Annotated in this window: 17 protein-coding genes; 13 read left to right on the top strand and 4 right to left on the bottom strand. The window is 69.6% G+C overall.

Annotation, left to right across the window (positions count from 1 at the left end; translation table 11 throughout):
* Positions 1–24: 24 nt before the first annotated feature.
* The 12 genes from ABB33_RS11245 to ABB33_RS11195 all read left to right on the top strand — a co-directional run bounded on the left by ABB33_RS11245 (position 25) and on the right by ABB33_RS11195 (position 12,087).
* Positions 25–2,088, top strand: coding sequence for a 3-hydroxyacyl-CoA dehydrogenase NAD-binding domain-containing protein (locus ABB33_RS11245; protein ID WP_056932188.1), 2,064 nt, complete (start codon positions 25–27; stop codon positions 2,086–2,088).
* A 301-nt stretch (positions 2,089–2,389) separates the two neighbouring features.
* Positions 2,390–2,848: an azurin gene (gene azu / locus ABB33_RS11240; protein WP_056932172.1), complete on the top strand. Its 459-nt coding sequence runs from the start codon at positions 2,390–2,392 to the stop codon at positions 2,846–2,848.
* 195 nt (positions 2,849–3,043) lie between these two features.
* The gene (gene ccoN, locus ABB33_RS11235; protein ID WP_054664337.1) at positions 3,044–4,483 is read left to right on the top strand and encodes a cytochrome-c oxidase, cbb3-type subunit I; all 1,440 of its coding nucleotides are present in this window, start codon (positions 3,044–3,046) and stop codon (positions 4,481–4,483) included.
* 15 nt (positions 4,484–4,498) lie between these two features.
* Complete coding sequence (ccoO, locus tag ABB33_RS11230; RefSeq protein WP_056932171.1) at positions 4,499–5,128, top strand: cytochrome-c oxidase, cbb3-type subunit II; 630 nt, start codon at positions 4,499–4,501, stop codon at positions 5,126–5,128.
* On the top strand, positions 5,125–5,283 hold the full coding sequence (locus ABB33_RS18230) for a cbb3-type cytochrome oxidase subunit 3 (protein ID WP_082393911.1): 159 nt from the start codon (positions 5,125–5,127) through the stop codon (positions 5,281–5,283). Before ccoO ends, ABB33_RS18230 begins: the two co-directional genes overlap by 4 nt.
* A gap of 5 nt (positions 5,284–5,288) precedes the next feature.
* Complete coding sequence (gene ccoP / locus ABB33_RS11225) at positions 5,289–6,221, top strand: cytochrome-c oxidase, cbb3-type subunit III (protein ID WP_225546695.1); 933 nt, start codon at positions 5,289–5,291, stop codon at positions 6,219–6,221.
* On the top strand, positions 6,218–6,517 hold the full coding sequence (locus ABB33_RS11220; protein WP_054664328.1) for a hypothetical protein: 300 nt from the start codon (positions 6,218–6,220) through the stop codon (positions 6,515–6,517). Before ccoP ends, ABB33_RS11220 begins: the two co-directional genes overlap by 4 nt.
* A gap of 147 nt (positions 6,518–6,664) precedes the next feature.
* Complete coding sequence (locus ABB33_RS11215) at positions 6,665–8,215, top strand: 4Fe-4S dicluster domain-containing protein (protein ID WP_056932170.1); 1,551 nt, start codon at positions 6,665–6,667, stop codon at positions 8,213–8,215.
* Positions 8,212–8,715: a FixH family protein gene (locus ABB33_RS11210; RefSeq protein ID WP_056932169.1), complete on the top strand. Its 504-nt coding sequence runs from the start codon at positions 8,212–8,214 to the stop codon at positions 8,713–8,715. The genes ABB33_RS11215 and ABB33_RS11210 overlap by 4 nt, the downstream gene beginning before the upstream one ends.
* An 8-nt stretch (positions 8,716–8,723) precedes the next feature.
* A complete protein-coding gene (locus ABB33_RS11205; RefSeq protein ID WP_225546694.1) occupies positions 8,724–11,153 on the top strand; it encodes a heavy metal translocating P-type ATPase in 2,430 nt (809 codons plus the stop codon).
* Positions 11,153–11,353 carry a cbb3-type cytochrome oxidase assembly protein CcoS gene (ccoS, locus tag ABB33_RS11200; protein WP_056932167.1) on the top strand — a complete coding sequence of 67 codons (201 nt, stop codon included), beginning with the start codon at positions 11,153–11,155 and terminating at the stop codon, positions 11,351–11,353. The genes ABB33_RS11205 and ccoS overlap by 1 nt, the downstream gene beginning before the upstream one ends.
* Positions 11,354–11,355: 2 nt before the next feature.
* On the top strand, positions 11,356–12,087 hold the full coding sequence (locus tag ABB33_RS11195; protein WP_225546693.1) for a sulfite exporter TauE/SafE family protein: 732 nt from the start codon (positions 11,356–11,358) through the stop codon (positions 12,085–12,087).
* Here the strand turns inward: ABB33_RS11195 and ABB33_RS11190 are convergent, their stop codons facing one another.
* The 4 genes from ABB33_RS11190 to ABB33_RS11175 all read right to left on the bottom strand — a co-directional run bounded on the left by ABB33_RS11190 (position 12,088) and on the right by ABB33_RS11175 (position 15,106).
* Positions 12,088–12,339, bottom strand: coding sequence for a hypothetical protein (locus tag ABB33_RS11190; protein ID WP_056932166.1), 252 nt, complete (start codon positions 12,337–12,339; stop codon positions 12,088–12,090). It abuts the gene before it with no gap.
* A 70-nt stretch (positions 12,340–12,409) separates the two neighbouring features.
* Positions 12,410–13,357: a cation diffusion facilitator family transporter gene (locus ABB33_RS11185; protein WP_056932165.1), complete on the bottom strand. Its 948-nt coding sequence runs from the start codon at positions 13,355–13,357 to the stop codon at positions 12,410–12,412.
* A gap of 104 nt (positions 13,358–13,461) precedes the next feature.
* A complete protein-coding gene (dsbG, locus tag ABB33_RS11180; RefSeq protein WP_056932164.1) occupies positions 13,462–14,274 on the bottom strand; it encodes a thiol:disulfide interchange protein DsbG in 813 nt (270 codons plus the stop codon).
* 28 nt (positions 14,275–14,302) lie between these two features.
* Positions 14,303–15,106 carry a TlpA disulfide reductase family protein gene (locus ABB33_RS11175; protein WP_054664303.1) on the bottom strand — a complete coding sequence of 268 codons (804 nt, stop codon included), beginning with the start codon at positions 15,104–15,106 and terminating at the stop codon, positions 14,303–14,305.
* 196 nt (positions 15,107–15,302) lie between these two features.
* On the opposite strand from ABB33_RS11175, the gene ABB33_RS11170 reads away from it, so the two are divergent.
* On the top strand, positions 15,303–16,736 hold the full coding sequence (locus ABB33_RS11170; RefSeq protein ID WP_056932163.1) for a GGDEF domain-containing protein: 1,434 nt from the start codon (positions 15,303–15,305) through the stop codon (positions 16,734–16,736).
* Positions 16,737–16,741: the final 5 nt, after the last annotated feature.

Genomic DNA, 16,741 nt, shown 5'->3' with positions numbered 1-16,741 from the left:
ATACACAACCGGATGGAACGTCCCATGCTTTCAGGTTTCGATGGGCTCCGCTTCACTCACTGGCAGGCCGAGATCCGCGACGACGGCTTCGTCGTGCTCGCCCTGGACCGCCGCGACAGTCCGGTCAACGCGATGTCACAGGACGTGCTGCTGGAGCTGGGCGACATCGTCGAACGGCTGGCGATCGACCCGCCCAAGGGGGTGGTGGTCCGCTCGGCCAAGGCCGCCGGCTTCATCGCCGGCGCCGACCTCAAGGAGTTCCAGGAGTTCGACCGCCGCGGCACCGTCAACGACGCCATCCGCCGCGGCCAGTCCACCTACCAGAAACTGGCAGAGCTGCCCTGCCCCACCGTCGCCGCGATCCACGGCCACTGCCTGGGCGGCGGCACCGAACTGGCCCTGGCCTGCCGCTACCGCGTGGCGTCCAGCGATCCGTCCACCCGCATCGGCCTGCCCGAGACCCAGCTGGGCATCTTCCCGGGCTGGGGCGGCAGCGCGCGCCTGCCGCGCCTGGTCGGCGCCCCGGCGGCGATGGACATGATGCTGACCGGGCGCACCCTGTCGGCCTCGGCCGCACGCGGCATCGGCCTGGTCGACAAGGTCGCCGCACCGGCGGTCCTGGTCGACGCGGCGATATCGCTGCTGCAGTCGGGCGTGACCCGGCCGTTCAGGCAGCGCGCCACCGCCTGGGCCACCAACACCTGGCTCGCACGCAGGATCCTGGCGCCGCAGATGGCCAAGCAGGTCGCGCGCAAGGCGAAGAAGGAACATTACCCGGCACCATACGCATTGATCTCGACCTGGGAGCGCAGCGGCGGCAGCGGCATCCAGGCACGTCTGGACGCCGAGCGCCGCGCGGTGGTCAAGCTGGCCGGCGGCCCGACCGCGCGCAACCTGATCCGCATCTTCTTCCTGACCGAGCGGCTCAAGGCGCTGGGCGGCAAGGCGTCGGACATCCGCCACGTACATGTGGTCGGTGCCGGGGTGATGGGCGGCGACATCGCCGCCTGGGCGGCCTACAAGGGCTTCGACGTGACCCTGCAGGACCGCGAACAGCGCTTCATCGACCCGGCCATGGCACGTGCCCAGGCCCTGTTCGAGAAAAAGGTGAAGGATCCGGCCAGGCGCCCGGAAGTGGCGGCACGGCTGAAGCCCGACCTGGCCGGCGACGGCGTGGCCAGCGCCGACCTGGTGATCGAGGCGATCATCGAGAACCCCGAAGCCAAGCGCGAGCTGTACCAGACGCTGGAGCCGCGGCTGAAGGCCGACGCGCTGCTGACCACCAACACCTCCTCGATCCCGCTGGACGAGCTGCGCGAACACATCGCGCAGCCGGCCCGGTTCGCCGGCCTGCACTACTTCAACCCGGTGGCGCAGATGCCGCTGGTGGAGATCATCCACCACGACCGCATGGCGCCGGAGACCGAACAGCGGCTGGCCGCATTCTGCAAGGCGCTGGGCAAGTTCCCGGTGCCGGTGGCCGGCACCCCCGGGTTCCTGGTCAACCGCGTGCTGTTCCCGTACATGCTGGAGGCGGCCACCGCCTATGCCGAAGGCATCCCCGGCCCGGTGATCGACCGCGCCGCGGTGAAGTTCGGCATGCCGATGGGCCCGATCGAACTGCTCGACACCGTCGGCCTGGACGTGGCCGCCAGCGTCGGCAGGGAGCTGGCGCCGTTCCTGGGCCTGCAGATCCCGGCCGCGCTGGCCGCCGTGGAGCCGGGCAAGCGCGGCAAGAAGGATGGCCAGGGCATCTACAAGTGGGAGAACGGCCGCGCGGTGAAGCCGGAAGTGGCCAGGGAGTACCAGGCGCCGTCGGACCTGGAGGACCGCCTGATCCTGCCGCTGCTCAACGAGGCGGTGGCCTGCCTGCACGATGGCGTGGTGGCCGATGCCGACCTGCTCGATGCCGGGGTGATCTTCGGTACCGGCTTCGCGCCGTTCCGCGGCGGCCCGATCCAGCACGTCCGCGCCACCGGCGCCGATGCCCTGGTGGAAAAACTCCGGACCCTGCAGGCACGCCACGGCGACCGTTTCGCGCCGCGTCCGGGCTGGGACATGCCGGTCCTTCGCGCACCCATTGCCTGAGCGGCCGGTCCGGCACGCAGGCAGGCTCCCCGGGGCGGCGTGGCAGCCCCGGGAGTTCCCTGGCGCACGCACCCATCGACCCTGCCGCCACGGCGGCGGCAGCGGCCGCGCACTCACCGGTGGATGGTGGATGAATGCATGGCGTGCCGGCATGCGCCAGCGCTGGATTGATTGACCCAGATCAAGGCGATGAAGCCCGCCTGGAACGACTCTATGCGCGTCGTCTGGCGCAGTGTCGCGCCAGGCCGTGACGACCAGGCCCCGCGCCGCGTCCATTCCCTATCCCACAGGAGCAACACCCATGAAAACCTCGCGCCGTCTTCTCCTCGCCCTGGCCCTCGTCGGCGCCGCGGGCGCGGCCCAGGCTGCCGGCAACTGCACTGTCTCGCTCAAGGGCAACGACGCGATGCAGTTCGATCTCAAGGAAGCCACCGTTTCGGCCAGCTGCGCCACCGTCACCATCGAGCTGACCCACACCGGCAAGCTTCCGGCCACCGCCATGGGCCACAACGTGGTGGTCTCCACCACCGCCGACATGGCCGGCGTCAACCGTGACGCGATCCGTGCCGGCGTCGCCAACAACTACGTGCAGCCCAAGGATGCGCGGGTGATCGCCCACACCACACTGATCGGTGGCGGGCAGAAGACCCAGGTCCGCTTCCCGGGCAACAAGCTGACCGCCGGCGGCGACTACAGCTTCTACTGCTCGTTCCCGGGCCATTCGGCCATGATGAAGGGCAAGCTGATCGTAACCCGCTGATTCACCTCGCAATGCATCGGAGGCCCGGGCGACCCTGTCGCCCGGGCCTCCGTCATATACTGTTCAGCATGGCATCCATGGAACACACCCCCTGGATGGCTGCAAACCGCCCGGGACACGCATTGATTCAAGTCAATGCCCGGAGTGCTCCACACGGGGGATGATTTTCCCCGTTCAGACCGAGGATCAGGCCGCATGCAAAGCGTGCAGGGGACGTATAACGACAAGGTGGTGCGCCAGTTCGCGGTGATGACCGTGGTCTGGGGCATCGTGGGCATGCTGGTAGGCGTGATCATCGCCGCCCAGCTTTACTGGCCGACGCTCGGCGAAGGCATACCGTGGCTCAGCTACGGGCGGCTGCGACCACTGCATACCAATGCGGTGATCTTCGCCTTCGGTGGCTGTGCACTGATAGCGACCAGCCTGCACGTGGTGCAGCGCACCTGCCACGTCCGGCTGATATCGGACAAGCTGGCGGCCTTCGTGTTCTGGGGCTGGCAGCTGGTGATCGTGGCCGCGGCCATCACCCTGCCGCTGGGTTACACCCAGGGCAAGGAATACGCCGAGCTGGAATGGCCGATCGACATCCTGATCGCCGCGGTGTGGGTGGCTTACGCGGTGCTGTTCATCGGCACCATCGCCAAGCGCCGGGTCAAGCACATCTACGTGGCGAACTGGTTCTACGCCAGCTTCATCATCGCCATCGCGCTGCTGCACATCGTCAACAACATCTCCATCCCGGCCGGCCCGACCAAGTCCTACTCGGTCTACAGCGGCGCGGTGGATGCGATGGTGCAGTGGTGGTACGGCCATAACGCGGTGGGCTTCTTCCTGACCGCCGGCTTCCTGGGAATGATGTACTACTTCGTGCCCAAGCAGGCCGGCCGCCCGGTGTACTCCTACCGGCTGTCGATCGTGCACTTCTGGGCGCTGATCGCGGTCTACATGTGGGCCGGCCCGCACCACCTGCAGTACACCGCCCTGCCCGACTGGGCGCAGTCCCTGGGCATGGTGTTCTCGCTGATCCTGCTGGCCCCGTCGTGGGGTGGCGCGATCAACGGCGTGCTGACCCTGTCCGGCGTGTGGCACAAGCTGCGCACCGACCCGATCCTGAAGTTCCTGATCGTGGCGGTGTCGTTCTACATGATCGCGACCTTCGAAGGCCCGATGATGTCGATCAAGACGGTCAATTCGCTCTCCCACTACACCGACTGGACCGTGGGCCACGTCCACGCCGGCGCGCTGGGCTGGGTGGCGATGATCTCGATCGGCTCGATCTACGCGCTGATGCCCAAGCTGCTGGGCCGCGAGCAGATGTATTCGGTCAAGGCCATCGACACGCACTTCTGGCTGCACACCATCGGCGTGGTGCTCTACATCGCCTCGATGTGGATCGCCGGCGTGATGCAGGGCCTGATGTGGCGCGCGACCAACGACGACGGCACCTTGACCTACACCTTCGTCGAATCGCTGAAGTTCACCTATCCGTACTACCTGATCCGCCTCGGCGGCGGCCTGGTCGTGCTGAGCGGCATGTGCCTGATGGCCTGGAACGTCTGGCGTACCTGGCGTACCGCCCCCGCGATCGAACCGCAGCCGCTGCTGCCCGTCGACGCCTCCGAAGTGCGTGCCTGAGGAGGAAGGAACCCCATGAGCGAGAACAAGAATCCCCACGAGAAAGTCGAGAAGAACGTCGGCCTGATGGCGGTGCTGATCGCGGTCGCCGTGTCGTTCGGCGGCCTGGCCGAGATCGTGCCGCTGATGTTCCAGGCCGAGGCGATCAAGCCACTGGAGGGCGTCGAGCCCTACCCGGCGCTGGAACTGGCCGGCCGTGACGTCTACGTCCGCGAAGGCTGCTACAACTGCCATTCGCAGATGGTGCGCACCCTGCGCTTCGAGACCGAGCGCTACGGCCACTACTCGCTGGCGGGCGAATCGGTCTACGACCGTCCCTTCCAGTGGGGTAGCAAGCGCACCGGTCCGGACCTGGCGCGTGTCGGCGGCCGTTATTCCGATGCCTGGCACCGCGTGCACCTGATCAATCCGCGCGACGTGGTGCCCGAGTCGAACATGCCCAGCTTCCCATGGCTGGAGAAGAACCAGGTCGACGGCGCCACCGTGGCCCGGCACATGAGCGCGCTCAAGGCCCTGGGCGACCCCTACAGCGACGAGCAGATCGCCAGCGCCGCAGAGGACGTCAAGGGCAAGACCGAGCTGGACGCGGTCGTCGCCTACCTGCAGGGACTGGGCCGGCACGCGCCGCGGGGAGGCCAGCAATGATCTCCGGCATCGTGACCGCGCTGCTGCTGGTGCTGTTCGTCGGCGGCTGGATCTGGGCCTGGAGCCCGAAGCGCAAGCGTGAGTTCGAGGATGCGGCACGCCTGCCGCTGGAAGATGACAACGTGCAATACGGCAACGGGGGAGAGCGCGGATGATGAGCATGGGATGGACGTGGTACGTCATCGCCCTGGTTGCGCTGAACATCCTGGGCTGCGTGTGGCTGCTGTGGTGGACCGCGCGCCGCCGTCCGGGCGACCCGAAGCCCGAGGACACGCTGCATACCTGGGACGGTGACATCACCGAGTACAACAAGCCGTTGCCGCGCTGGTGGATCAACCTGTTCTACCTGACCATCTTCTTCAGCATCGGTTACCTGTTCTGGTATGGCGGGCTGGGCAACATCCCCGGCTACAGCGGCTGGACCTCCAAGGGCGAGCACGCCAAGGAGAAGGCCGTCGAGGACGCCAAGCTCGAGCAGACCTTCAAGCCGTATGCCGGCAAGGCGATCGACCAGCTGGCCAAGGATCCCAAGGCACTGGCGCTGGGCCGCTCGATCTTCGGCAACACCTGCGCCACCTGCCACGGCTCCTCGGGCCAGGGTGCCATCGGCTACCCGAACCTGACCGACGACATCTGGCACTGGGGCGGCTCGCCCGAGCGCGTCCTGGAAACGGTGCTGGACGGCCGCGAAGGCATCATGCCCGAGTGGGGTACCGTGCTCACCGGCATGGGCGGCCCGGAGGCGATCGACTACACCATCGCCTACGTGCGCACCCTGTCGGCCCCGGAAACCCTGCAGAACAACTACATGGCCGCCCGCGGCAAGAAGCTCTACGAGGGCGTCTGCGTGGCCTGCCATGGGGTCGACGGCAAGGGCAACCAGGACATCGGCGCGCCGGACCTGACCGACAACTACTGGCTCTACGGCAACAGCCGTGAAAGCCTGTACAAGACGATCACCGAAGGCCGCCACGGCAGCATGCCGGCGCACCGCGAACTGCTCGGCGAGACCCGCGTCCGCCTGGTCGCTGCCTATGTCTGGTCGTTGTCGCATAATCAGGCTGACACCAAGGCCAGCACGAGCGCAAAGTGACCGACTTCAGCGAGCCACGCTTCGACCACCCCCCACGTCCGCTTGCCCAGCGCGTGGGGGCCATCGCCTGGCCCAGCTTTTTCGCCGCCGGCGTGGCGACGATGGTGTTCTTCGCCTTCGTCGACCCGCTGACGCTGCGCGACATGACCTTCCCGGACCTGCAGATTTCACGCGAGCTCGGCTATACGCTGGGCTTCGCCATGTTCTGGCTGGCCACCGCCTCGTCCAGCCTGTTCACCTGGATCCTGCTGCGGCCCGCCAGCCGCTTCAACCGCGCCCTGCCGCCGGACCGCTGAGCGGCGGCTGCGACAATCCGTCGCTTCCTTGCATTCGTTTCAAACCGATACTGACCGCTCCCGCGCAGCAACACGCCCCGCATACGCCATGACCGTCAACCGCCCGTTCCCGCTTCCGCCCTCGCCGCCCGCCACCGGACGCCTGCCATGAGCAAGCGCATTCCGCTGGATGTCGTGGACGAACAGGGCAATTCGTTCTACGTCAGCGAGCGCAAGGTCTATCCGCGCGACGTCTCGGGACGCTTCAACCGCCTGCGGGTGGCCGCGGTGGTGTGGCTGCTGGGCATGTACTACCTGTTCCCATGGCTGTCGTGGGACGGCCGCCAGGCCGTGCTGTTCGACCTGCCGGCACGCAAGTTCTACATCTTCGGGCTGGTGTTCTGGCCCCAGGACTTCCTGTTCCTGGCGCTGCTGCTGATCATCGCGGCGATGACGCTGTTCTTCTCGACCGCGCTGTCCGGACGCCTGTGGTGCGGCTACGCCTGCCCGCAGACGGTGTGGACCGAGACCTTCCTGTGGATGGAGCGCTGGACCGAGGGCGACCGCCCGCGGCGCATGAAGCTCGATGCCGGCCCGTGGAACCGCGAGAAGGTGCTGCGCAAGGGCAGCAAGCACCTGCTGTGGCTGCTGTTCGCGCTGTGGACCGGGTTCACCTTCGTCGGCTTCTTCACCCCGATCAAGGACCTGGGCGCGCGCCTGCTGCCGTTCGAGTGGGGCGGCTGGGAGACCTTCTGGGTGCTGTTCTACGCGCTGGCCACCTGGGGCAACGCCGGCGTCCTGCGCGAGCAGGTATGCAAGTACATGTGCCCGTATGCGCGCTTCCAGAGCGCGATGTTCGACCGCAACACGCTGTTGATCGCCTACGACCCGATGCGCGGCGAACCGCGCGGCCCGCGCAAGCGCGGCCTGACCAGCGTGCTGGAGCGCGCGCGCGGCCTGCTGATCCCGTCGGTCGCCTATGACTACGTATTCCGCGCCGGGCGCCATCCGTCCGCCGCCACCCAGGCCGCGCACGCCAAGGGCACGATCACCTGGGACGGCGAGCTGGCCGACGTCGCGCCGTTGCCGAAGTTCGCCCCCGAGGAACTGGGCGACTGCATCGACTGCACCATCTGCGTGCAGGTGTGCCCGACCGGCATCGACATCCGCAACGGCCTGCAGTACGAGTGCATCGCCTGCGGTGCCTGCATCGACGCCTGCGATGAAGTCATGGACAAGGTGGGCTACCCGCATGGCCTGATCCGCTACTCCACGCAGAACGCCATCGACGGCAAGCCGACCCGCGTGCTGCGCCCGCGCATCTTCGTCTACGGCCTGCTCCTGCTGGGGCTGTGCGGTGCCTGGGTGTGGGGCGTGGGCCATCGCAGCGAGCTCATCGCCGAAGTGCTGCGCGACCGCAACGCCCTGTACCGGCAGTCCGCCGACGGCAGCATCGCCAACGACTACACGCTCAAGCTGATCAACAAGAGCCAGGAAACCCGGCGCTACCGCATCACCCTGGAGCCTGCCGACGCCGGCCTGCGCCTGCAGGGCCAGACCGAGGTCCAGGCCGGTCCCGAGCAGGTGCTGCCGGTGGCATTGAACGTGGTGGCCGACGGCGAGGTCAGCGGCCGCCGTGCGCTGCGCTTCGTGGTCGAGCGCGAGGGTGGCGGCGAAAAGCGCGTCGTCGAAAGCAGTTTCTTTGGTCCGGTGCAATGAACGAACGTTCCAAATCCCCCTGGCGGGTCCCCGTGTTCTGGCTGGTGGTCGGCCTGCCGCTGCTGTCGATCGTGGCCGGCGTCGGGCTGGTGATCATCGCCGTGCGCTCCGGCGGCGCCGACGTGGTGTCCGATCCGGTGCAGCGCGTGTCGCAGATCCAGACCACCGACCTGGGGCCGGACGAAGCGGCCGCCAAGCTGGGCCTGAGCGCGGTGCTGCGCGTGGAGGACGGCGTGGTCGAGGTACTCCCGGCCACCGGCAAGTTCGCCACCGGCGTCCCGCTGCAACTGGTGCTGGAACACCCTACCCGCCAGTCCGACGACCTGCGCCTGGAACTGCTGCCGCAGGGCCCGGGCTGGCGTGTCCAGCAGGCCGTGGACGGCGAGCACGACTGGGTCGTGCAGCTGCGCGACGGCGAAGGCCGCTGGCGCCTGCACGGCCGGCTGCCGAAGCAGCAGCATGCCGCCCGCCTCTCTCCCTCGCTGGGCGGGGAACACTGAGCCCGGACGTGATCGCCGATCCGGCGCGGTCGCCCGCCGTCATGGCGGCCACCGGCACCTGCCACCACTGCGGCGAAACACTGCCGGCCCAGCCCCACATGGCGATGCTGGACGGCAGCACGCATGCGTTCTGCTGCCATGGCTGCGCCGCCGCGGCCGAGTGGATCGCCAGCGCCGACCTGGACGGGTATTACCGCCTGCGCAGCGCCAATGGCGCGCGCGTGGGCGAAGTGCTGCCCGATCTGGCGGTCTGGGACCGCGCCGACGTGCAGGCCGAGCACAGCCGCGCGGTCGATGGCGGCCGCGAGATCACCCTGCTGACCGACGGCATGCGCTGCGCCGCCTGCGCCTGGCTGATCGATCGTGCGCTGGCGCGCGAACCGGGCGTGATCGACTGCGGCGCCAATGCCGTCACCGGCCGCATCCGCATCGCCTGGGACCCGGCCCGCACCACGCTGTCGGCACCGCTGCAGCGGCTGGCGATGCTCGGCTACCGCCCGTACCTGGCCGGCAGCGAGGCCGCCGAGCGGCAGCGCACCCGCGAACGCCGGCGCTGGCTGTTGCGGCTGGGCATCGCCGGCCTGGGCATGCTGCAGGCGATGATGCTGGCAGAAGCCCTGTACCTGGATTTCAACAGCACCATGCCGGTGCCCACGCGCGACTTTTTCCGCTGGCTGACGTTCCTGCTGTGCACGCCGGTGGTGTTCTACTCCGGCTGGCCATTCCTGTCAGGGGCGATGCGCGAACTGCGCGAGCGCCGCCTGGGCATGGACGTGCTGATCGCCAGCTCCACCCTGCTCGCCTACCTGGCCAGCCTGGTGGAGACCATTCGCGGCGGGCCGCATGTGTGGTACGACGCGGCGGTGATGTTCGTGTTCCTGCTGCTGGCCGCGCGCATGCTCGAACAGCGCACGCGCTCGGTGGCCAGCGCCCAGGTCGACGCGCTGGCGCGCGCACGCCCGGCCTTCGCCACCCGCGAACGCGCCGACGGCCAGCGCGAAGCGGTGCCGCTGGCGGCGCTGAGCGTCGGCGACGTGGCCTGTGTGGCGGCCGGCGAAGCGGTACCGGCCGATGGCGTGCTGCTCGGCGACGGCGGCGAGGAGGCCTGGTTCGAGGAGGCGCTGCTGACCGGCGAATCGGCCCCGGTACGCAAGCAGCCCGGCGAGCCGGTCTATGCCGGCACCGTCTGTCGTGAACGCCCGGCGCGGCTGCGCGTCACCCTCACCGGCACTTCCACGCGCCTGTCGCAGCTGGCACGACTGGTCGAACAGGCCCAGGCGCACCGGCCGGCGCTGGCCCGCCTGGCCGACCGCATCGGCAGCCGCTTCGTGCTGGCATTGCTGCCGGTGGCGCTGGTCGTGTTCGCCGGCTGGTGGCATTACCAGCCCGAACGCGCGCTGGAGGTCACCCTCGCCCTGCTGGTGATCAGCTGTCCCTGCGCGCTGTCGCTGTCGGTGCCGGCGGCACTGGCCACCGCGCACGGTGCGCTGGCCCGCATCGGCCTGCTGGCGGTGCGCGCGGACGCAATGGACACGCTGGCGCGCGCCACCGACATCGTGTTCGACAAGACCGGCACGCTCAGCGACGGCCGCCCGGTGCTGGCCGCCACCCAGGTGCTGGACCCCGCGCTGGATACGGCCGGCGCGCTGGATATCGCCGCGGCCCTGGAGCGCGACAGCGGCCATCCGCTGGCCGCCGCCTTCACCCGCGGTGACGCCACCGCCCTCGGCGCGGCACGGGTCGAGGCGGTTCCCGGGCGCGGCGTGCAGGGGGTGGTCGATGGCCGCCACTGGCGCCTGGGCCGGGCCGACTTCGCCGCCGCGCGCCAGGACGATGGCGCACTGTGGCTGGGCGACGGCCAGCGCGCCGCGGCCCGCTTCGTACTGGAAGAGCGCGCCCGCGACGACGCCGCGCAGGCGCTGGCCGCGCTGCGCGCGCAGGGCCTGCGCGTGCACCTGGCCAGCGGCGACGGCGAGGCGGCGGTGCGCCGCATGGCCGCGACACTGGGGCTGGACGATGCGCACGCGCGGCAGTCGCCGGAAGACAAGCTGGCGCTGGTGCGGCGCCTGCAGGCCGAAGGCCGGGTGGTGGCGATGGTCGGCGACGGCCTCAACGACGCACCGGTGCTGGCGGGCGCCGACGTCTCCATCGCCATGGGCGAAGGCGCCTCGCTGGCGCACCGTGCCGCCGACCTGGTCACCACCGGCGGCGGCCTGCGCCGGATTCCGGCCGCGATCACGCTGGCACGTGCCACCCAGCGCATCATCCGCCAGAATCTGGCCTGGGCCACCGGCTACAACCTGCTGGCGCTGCCTTTGGCCGCGGCCGGCTGGGTCACGCCGTGGCTGGCAGCGCTGGGCATGGCGCTGTCATCACTGATCGTGACCCTCAACGCCCTGCGCCTGGCGCGGCTCAAGACACCCATGGAGGCACCCTGATGGCCATCCTGCTGATGCTGATCCCGATCAGCCTGATCCTGCTGGGGCTGGCCGTGGCCGCCTTCGTCTGGGCGGTAAAGCGCGGCCAGTTCGATGATCTCGACACCCCGGCGCTGGACATCCTCGAGGACAACGACCGTCCCGCGCCGCCCGCCGGCGACGCCCACGCCCGTGCCGGCGAGCCGAGCGGTCGCGACTGAACGTGTTGCCACTGGACATCCCGGTCCTGGCCGCCGCGTTCGTCGCCGGCCTGCTCGGCGGGCTGCACTGCGCGGTGATGTGTGGCGGCATCGCCACCGGCTTCCCGGCGATGGCCCCGGGCCGCGCCCTGAGCGTCGCCTGGCAGGCCAATCTCGGCCGTGTCACCGGCTACACCGTGGCCGGCGCGCTGGCCGGTGGACTGGGGGGCGGCATCCTGCGGCTGGCGCGCAGCGACACCCTGGCGCTGGGCGTGCGCGTCGCCGCCGGCCTGGCCCTGGTCCTGCTGGCGCTGCGCCTGCTCGGCCGTGGCGGCCGCCTGGACCTGCTGGCCCGTCCCGGCCAGCAGCTGTGGCAATGGCTGCGGCCCCTGCACCGGCACCTGCTGCCGGCGGACCGCGCGTGGCGCCGCCTGGCGCTGGGCGCGCTGTGGGGCTGGATGCCCTGCGGCCTGAGCCTGAGCCTGCTGAGCGTGGCGTGGCTGCAGGCCAACGCACTCGGTGGCGCGCTGGTGATGGCCGTGTTTGGCCTGGCCACCCTGCCGGTGATGTTGCCGCTGACCTGGTCCGGTGCGCGCATGGGCCGCTGGCTGCAGCGCCCGGGCCTGCGCGTGGCGCTGGCCGGCTTCATCCTCGCCGCCGGCCTGCTGACCATCGCCACCCCGTGGCTGATGCAGGTGCCGGCGCTGCATGGCGTGCTCAGCGCGCTGGGCTGCCAGCCACTGCAATCCCGCTGATCAATCGCCGGCCGAACCGCCGGCCCTGGCCATGAACGACGGCAGCCGGCCCTTCAGCGCGACATGGCCGAACAGGCATGCGACATACAGTGCGCCGAGCAGGGACACCGGCAGCCAGTAATCGAACGGGATGCGGCCGATGGCGACCTGATGCACCCGATACGCCATCGCCGCCATGCCCATCAGCGCCAGCGCGGCACAGAGCGAACGCAGCACGAGGCGCGAATCGACGATTTCCTGCGCGGTTTTCATGCACGGCCTCCGCTGCGCGGTGCCCTGTCGCCGAGGATACGACACCTACGTGGCCCGCCGGCAATGCCGCTCAATGCCCGTGATCGTGGCCGTCGTGCCCGTCGTCGTGCGCGCCCTGCCGCGCGTGCACGGCGCAGGCATCGCCACAATGGTCGGCCTCCACCTGCAGGGTCACGTGATCGATGCCGAAGCGCTCGTGCAGCATGGCGGCCAGCGCGCGCCGCAGCGTGTCCGCGTCCTGGCCGGTGGCCGTCGTCACCACGTGCGCGGTCAACGCCGGCGTGCTCGAACCCAGCGCCCAGACATGCAGGTCGTGGATGCCGGTGACGCCGGCATGGCCGCGCAGCGCCTGCTCCACGTCGGCCAGCGCGATGCCCTTGGGCACGCCTTCGAGCAGCACGTTCAGCGCGTCGCGCAGCAGCACCCAGGTGCGTGGCAGCACCCACAGGCCGATCAGCACGGCGAGGATCGGATCGACCAGGGTCCAACCGGTGAAGCGGATGACCAGCGCGGCGAGGATCACCGCCACCGAGCCCAGCATGTCGCTCCACACTTCCAGGTAGGCGCCCTTGACGTTCAGGCTCTCGCCACTGCCGGCACTGAGCAGGCGCATGGCGATCAGGTTCACCAGCAGGCCGAAGCAGGCCACCCACAACATGCCGGTGGAAGCGACGGCCTGTGGCTCGCGGAAGCGGCCCACGGCCTCCCACAGGATGTACAGGCCTACCGCGAACAGCAGGCCGCCGTTGGCCAGCGCGCCCAGCGCTTCCAGCCGCGCGTAGCCATAGGTGCGGCGCGCATCGGCCGGGCGCCGGCTGAGCCGCACCGCGGTCAGCGCGATCACCAGCGCCAGTGCGTCGGTGGCCATGTGCGCCGCATCGGACAACAGCGCCAGGCTGTTGGTCATGAACGCGCCGACCACCTCCACCACCAGGTAGGACGAGGTCAGCGCCAGCGCCCACCACAGGGGCTTTTCGTGGCGTATCTCGCTGGGGACGTGGTTGTGGTCGTGGCTCATGGCGGGCTCCGTGCAGGACGCCGCCAGCTTAGTCAGCCCGGTGCGGCGGAGACTATTACATCACCGCCGCCCGCAGCGTCGTGCTCAACCCACTGGTGCCGCGATCAGCGCGGTCCCAGCACCGCCTGCAGGTCGTCGCCCTGCGGCAGGCCCGAACGTGTCTGCACGCTGCCGTCGGCGTCCTTGAAGACGATGCCCGGCGTGCCCTGGAACCCGAGCTCCAGCATCGCCAGTTCGTTGTCGCGCAGCTTGGCCTCGATCTCGGCCGGCACCTTGGCCAGGCCCTTGATGCCGCCGCGGGAAAAATCGCGCTCGTTCTGCTGCAGCGCCTGCTCCGGCGACGCCGCGCCGAGGATCGCCGCGGCCTTGTTGGCGCTGTCCTCGCGGATCACCCCCACCAGGATCTGCCGGATCTGCACCTTGCCCGACTCCACCCACGGGCGTGCGGCTTCCCAGAAGCGATTGCAGTACGGGCAGTTGGGGTCGCTGAAGGCATACACGATGCGCGGCGCGTCGGCCTTGCCGTCGGCCACCCAGTGGCTGGCCTCGACCCGCTGCCACAGTTTGGCGCCCATCGGCCCGGACACCAGCTCCTTGAGCTTGGCCGCACCGACGTCTTCGCCCTTGGCATTGACCAGGGTACCCACGATCGCATGCTGCCCGTCGCTGGACACGTACACCGCCAGCGGACGCTGCCCGGCGACGCCGGCGTAGCCGGTCAATCCCACCGGCGTGTCGAACGTGCCCATGAACTCCACGCCCTGCCCGCGCAGGGTCTTGACCACCTCCGGCTCGGCGGCGGCGGTGCTGGCAGCCTGGGGGGAGGCCGGCGGCGCGGCGCCGCCATCGCGGGCGCAGGCGGCCGGCGCCAGCATCGAGGCCGAGAGCAACAGCAGGAGGGGACGGGAACGGGTCATCGCATATCTCGCAGGAGGAATCGGGAAGTCATTGCAGCTCGCGCAGGCGCATTTCCAGCGTGGCCCGCGACAGCTCGCCCATGTGCGCGCGGCGCAGCCGGCCGTCGGCGTCGAAGAACAGCGTGGTCGGCAGCGCGCGCGCACCGGTCAGGCGCATCAGCTCCGACTCCGGATCCAGCAGAATGTTCCCCGGCGCCAGCATTTCGGCGCGCAGGTAATCGGCAACCTCGCTGGCGTCCTCACCCTGGTTGGCGAATACGAAGGCCACCTGCGGGTGCTCCGCCTGCGCGCGCGCCAGGGTGGGCATCTCGCGCCGGCACGGACCGCACCAGCTCGCCCACAGGTTCACCACCAGCGGTTTGCCAGCGTGGGCGGACAGCGGCACCGCGCTGCCCTGCATGTCGCTCAATACGATGTCGGGCAGGACGATGGTCGAGCGTTGCACCGCGAACAGCGCCATGCTGCCGACCAGCCAGAACGCGGCGCCCGCGGCCAACCCGAGCAATACCGGTCTGCGCGGAGCCTGGCGCCGGGTCCGCCACAACGCATAGGCCGACGCCACGGCCACGCCGGCCCAGACCGAATACCCGCCATCGCCCAGGCGGATGATCGAAAGCGGCTGCGGCAGATAGTCCGCCGCGTGCCACAGTACGTGCGCCACGCGCGCACCCAGGACGCCGAGCAGGAACGCGTCGAGCACCACCGCGCCGGCGCGGCGGCGTGCGCCATCGGCGGCACTGGCCATCCCGCGCGCGAACAACCAGGCGATCAGGGCCGCGACCAGACCCAGCACCGCCATCAACGGAAACGGCCCGGCACTGATCACCGACATGGCGCAGCGCCATGCGGCAGGTAAACCTGAACGGGAAGGAGCCGGATCACATCCGGCAGTTGCGCGCACGCTGGAGGCAAAGCGAAAGAAAAAACGCTGGATGACACGTTGGCATGGACCGTTGCGGATAAGCCCTCAAACAGTAGCGGCTACGGCCGATAATGTCTCTTCGCCCCGCCACATCCCCGCAATCGCCATGCCCAACACCCCCTCTCCCCGCGCCGACCACGACGACAACAGCCTTGCCGCCGACTGGCGCAGGAACCTGGTCGAGGCCGGCCCCGAAGCGGCGCAGGTGCTGGCGGCGATGGCGGAAACGGGCGCGGCGGAGATGGCGGTGCATTTCTACCAGGTGATGATGGGCGACCCGCGCGCCTCGCGCCTGCTGTCGCATGAACAGGTACGCACTCGCCTGCAGCCGGCCATGCAACGCTGGGTGAACGGCCTGCTGCGCGCCACTCCGGACGACGTGGAGGGCCTGATCGCCGCACAGCGCGTGATCGGCGACGTCCACGCCCGCGTGGGCATCCCCGTGGACCTGGTGACACGCGGCACCCGCGTTCTGAAGCAGCGCCTGTTCCAGTCCATCGCCACGCTGGCGGGCCACGGCCAGGTCGCGCACGCAGCCGTGGCCAGCCTCACCGCCTCGTTCGACATGGCGCTGGAAGGCATGACCCTGGCCTATTCCAACGCGCGCGAACGCTCCTCGCGTACCGATGCCGCCTACCGCCTGTTCTCGCTGGTGCAGAACGTGGGCACCGAGCGCGAGCGCCAGCGCGCACTGCTGCTGGACTGGGAAAACACCCTGCTCTACGCCCTGGCGAGCCAGTGCGACACCGCCGGCTTCCAGTCGCTGGCAGGCTCGGAGTTCGGGCTGTGGTTCACCCACAAGGGCGTGCCAAGCTTCGGCGAAAGCGCCGAGACCCGGCAGATCTGCGAGCTCATCGGCGAGATCGACGATGCCCTGCAGCAGACCCTGCACGACGAGAACGACGCCCGCGTGCGCGCTACCCAGCTGCAGGACATCCGCGGCCGCGTCAGCCAGGTCCGCAGCCTGCTGGGCATGCTGTTCGAACGCATCGGCGAACTCGACGCCGGTTGCGACACGCTGACCAACCTGCTCAACCGGCGCTTCCTGCCCACCGTGCTGCGCCGCGAAATCGAACTGGCGGCCAAATCGCAAAGCAGCTTCGCGGTGCTGCTGCTGGACCTGGACCATTTCAAGACGATCAACGACGAACACGGCCACGAAGTGGGCGACCGCGCGCTGCAGCACGTGGCCACCATCCTCGGCCAGTTCACCCGCGGCAGCGACTATGTATTCCGCTACGGCGGCGAGGAGTTCGTGGTGGTCCTGGTGGCGGTGGACGAGCCGCAGGCCCTGGTGATCGCCAACAGCCTGTGCCGGCGCGTGGCCGAGTCGCCGGTGGTGCTGGCCAACGGCGGCGGGCTGGACATCACCACCAGCATCGGCGTGGCCGTGCATGACGGCCATCCGGACTACGAGCGGGTCATGGCCCGCGCCGACGCGGCGATGTACCAGGCCAAGAAGCGTGGCCGCAACCGCGTGGTGCTGGCCGATGGCTCGCTGCCCGAGGCGCCGGGACGCATCGCGCTGCAGCGCAGCTGAGCCGG

The sequence above is a fragment of the Stenotrophomonas acidaminiphila genome (assembly GCF_001431595.1).
Lineage (GTDB): Bacteria > Pseudomonadota > Gammaproteobacteria > Xanthomonadales > Xanthomonadaceae > Stenotrophomonas > Stenotrophomonas acidaminiphila.
The sequence above is the reverse complement of the archived record's forward strand: the minus strand, read 5'-3'. Positions and strand labels throughout refer to the sequence as shown.

Coding starts and splice junctions, on each gene's coding strand:
- ABB33_RS11210 (WP_056932169.1), top strand. CDS start 8,212: ATGAACGAACGTTCCAAATCCCCCTGGCGGGTCCCCGTGTTCTGGCTG.
- ccoP (WP_225546695.1), top strand. CDS start 5,289: ATGGGATGGACGTGGTACGTCATCGCCCTGGTTGCGCTGAACATCCTG.
- ABB33_RS11175 (WP_054664303.1), bottom strand. CDS start 15,106: ATGTCGGTGATCAGTGCCGGGCCGTTTCCGTTGATGGCGGTGCTGGGT.
- ABB33_RS11190 (WP_056932166.1), bottom strand. CDS start 12,339: ATGAAAACCGCGCAGGAAATCGTCGATTCGCGCCTCGTGCTGCGTTCG.
- ABB33_RS18230 (WP_082393911.1), top strand. CDS start 5,125: ATGATCTCCGGCATCGTGACCGCGCTGCTGCTGGTGCTGTTCGTCGGC.
- ccoS (WP_056932167.1), top strand. CDS start 11,153: ATGGCCATCCTGCTGATGCTGATCCCGATCAGCCTGATCCTGCTGGGG.
- dsbG (WP_056932164.1), bottom strand. CDS start 14,274: ATGACCCGTTCCCGTCCCCTCCTGCTGTTGCTCTCGGCCTCGATGCTG.
- ccoN (WP_054664337.1), top strand. CDS start 3,044: ATGCAAAGCGTGCAGGGGACGTATAACGACAAGGTGGTGCGCCAGTTC.
- azu (WP_056932172.1), top strand. CDS start 2,390: ATGAAAACCTCGCGCCGTCTTCTCCTCGCCCTGGCCCTCGTCGGCGCC.
- ABB33_RS11185 (WP_056932165.1), bottom strand. CDS start 13,357: ATGAGCCACGACCACAACCACGTCCCCAGCGAGATACGCCACGAAAAG.
- ABB33_RS11245 (WP_056932188.1), top strand. CDS start 25: ATGCTTTCAGGTTTCGATGGGCTCCGCTTCACTCACTGGCAGGCCGAG.
- ABB33_RS11215 (WP_056932170.1), top strand. CDS start 6,665: ATGAGCAAGCGCATTCCGCTGGATGTCGTGGACGAACAGGGCAATTCG.
- ABB33_RS11170 (WP_056932163.1), top strand. CDS start 15,303: ATGCCCAACACCCCCTCTCCCCGCGCCGACCACGACGACAACAGCCTT.
- ccoO (WP_056932171.1), top strand. CDS start 4,499: ATGAGCGAGAACAAGAATCCCCACGAGAAAGTCGAGAAGAACGTCGGC.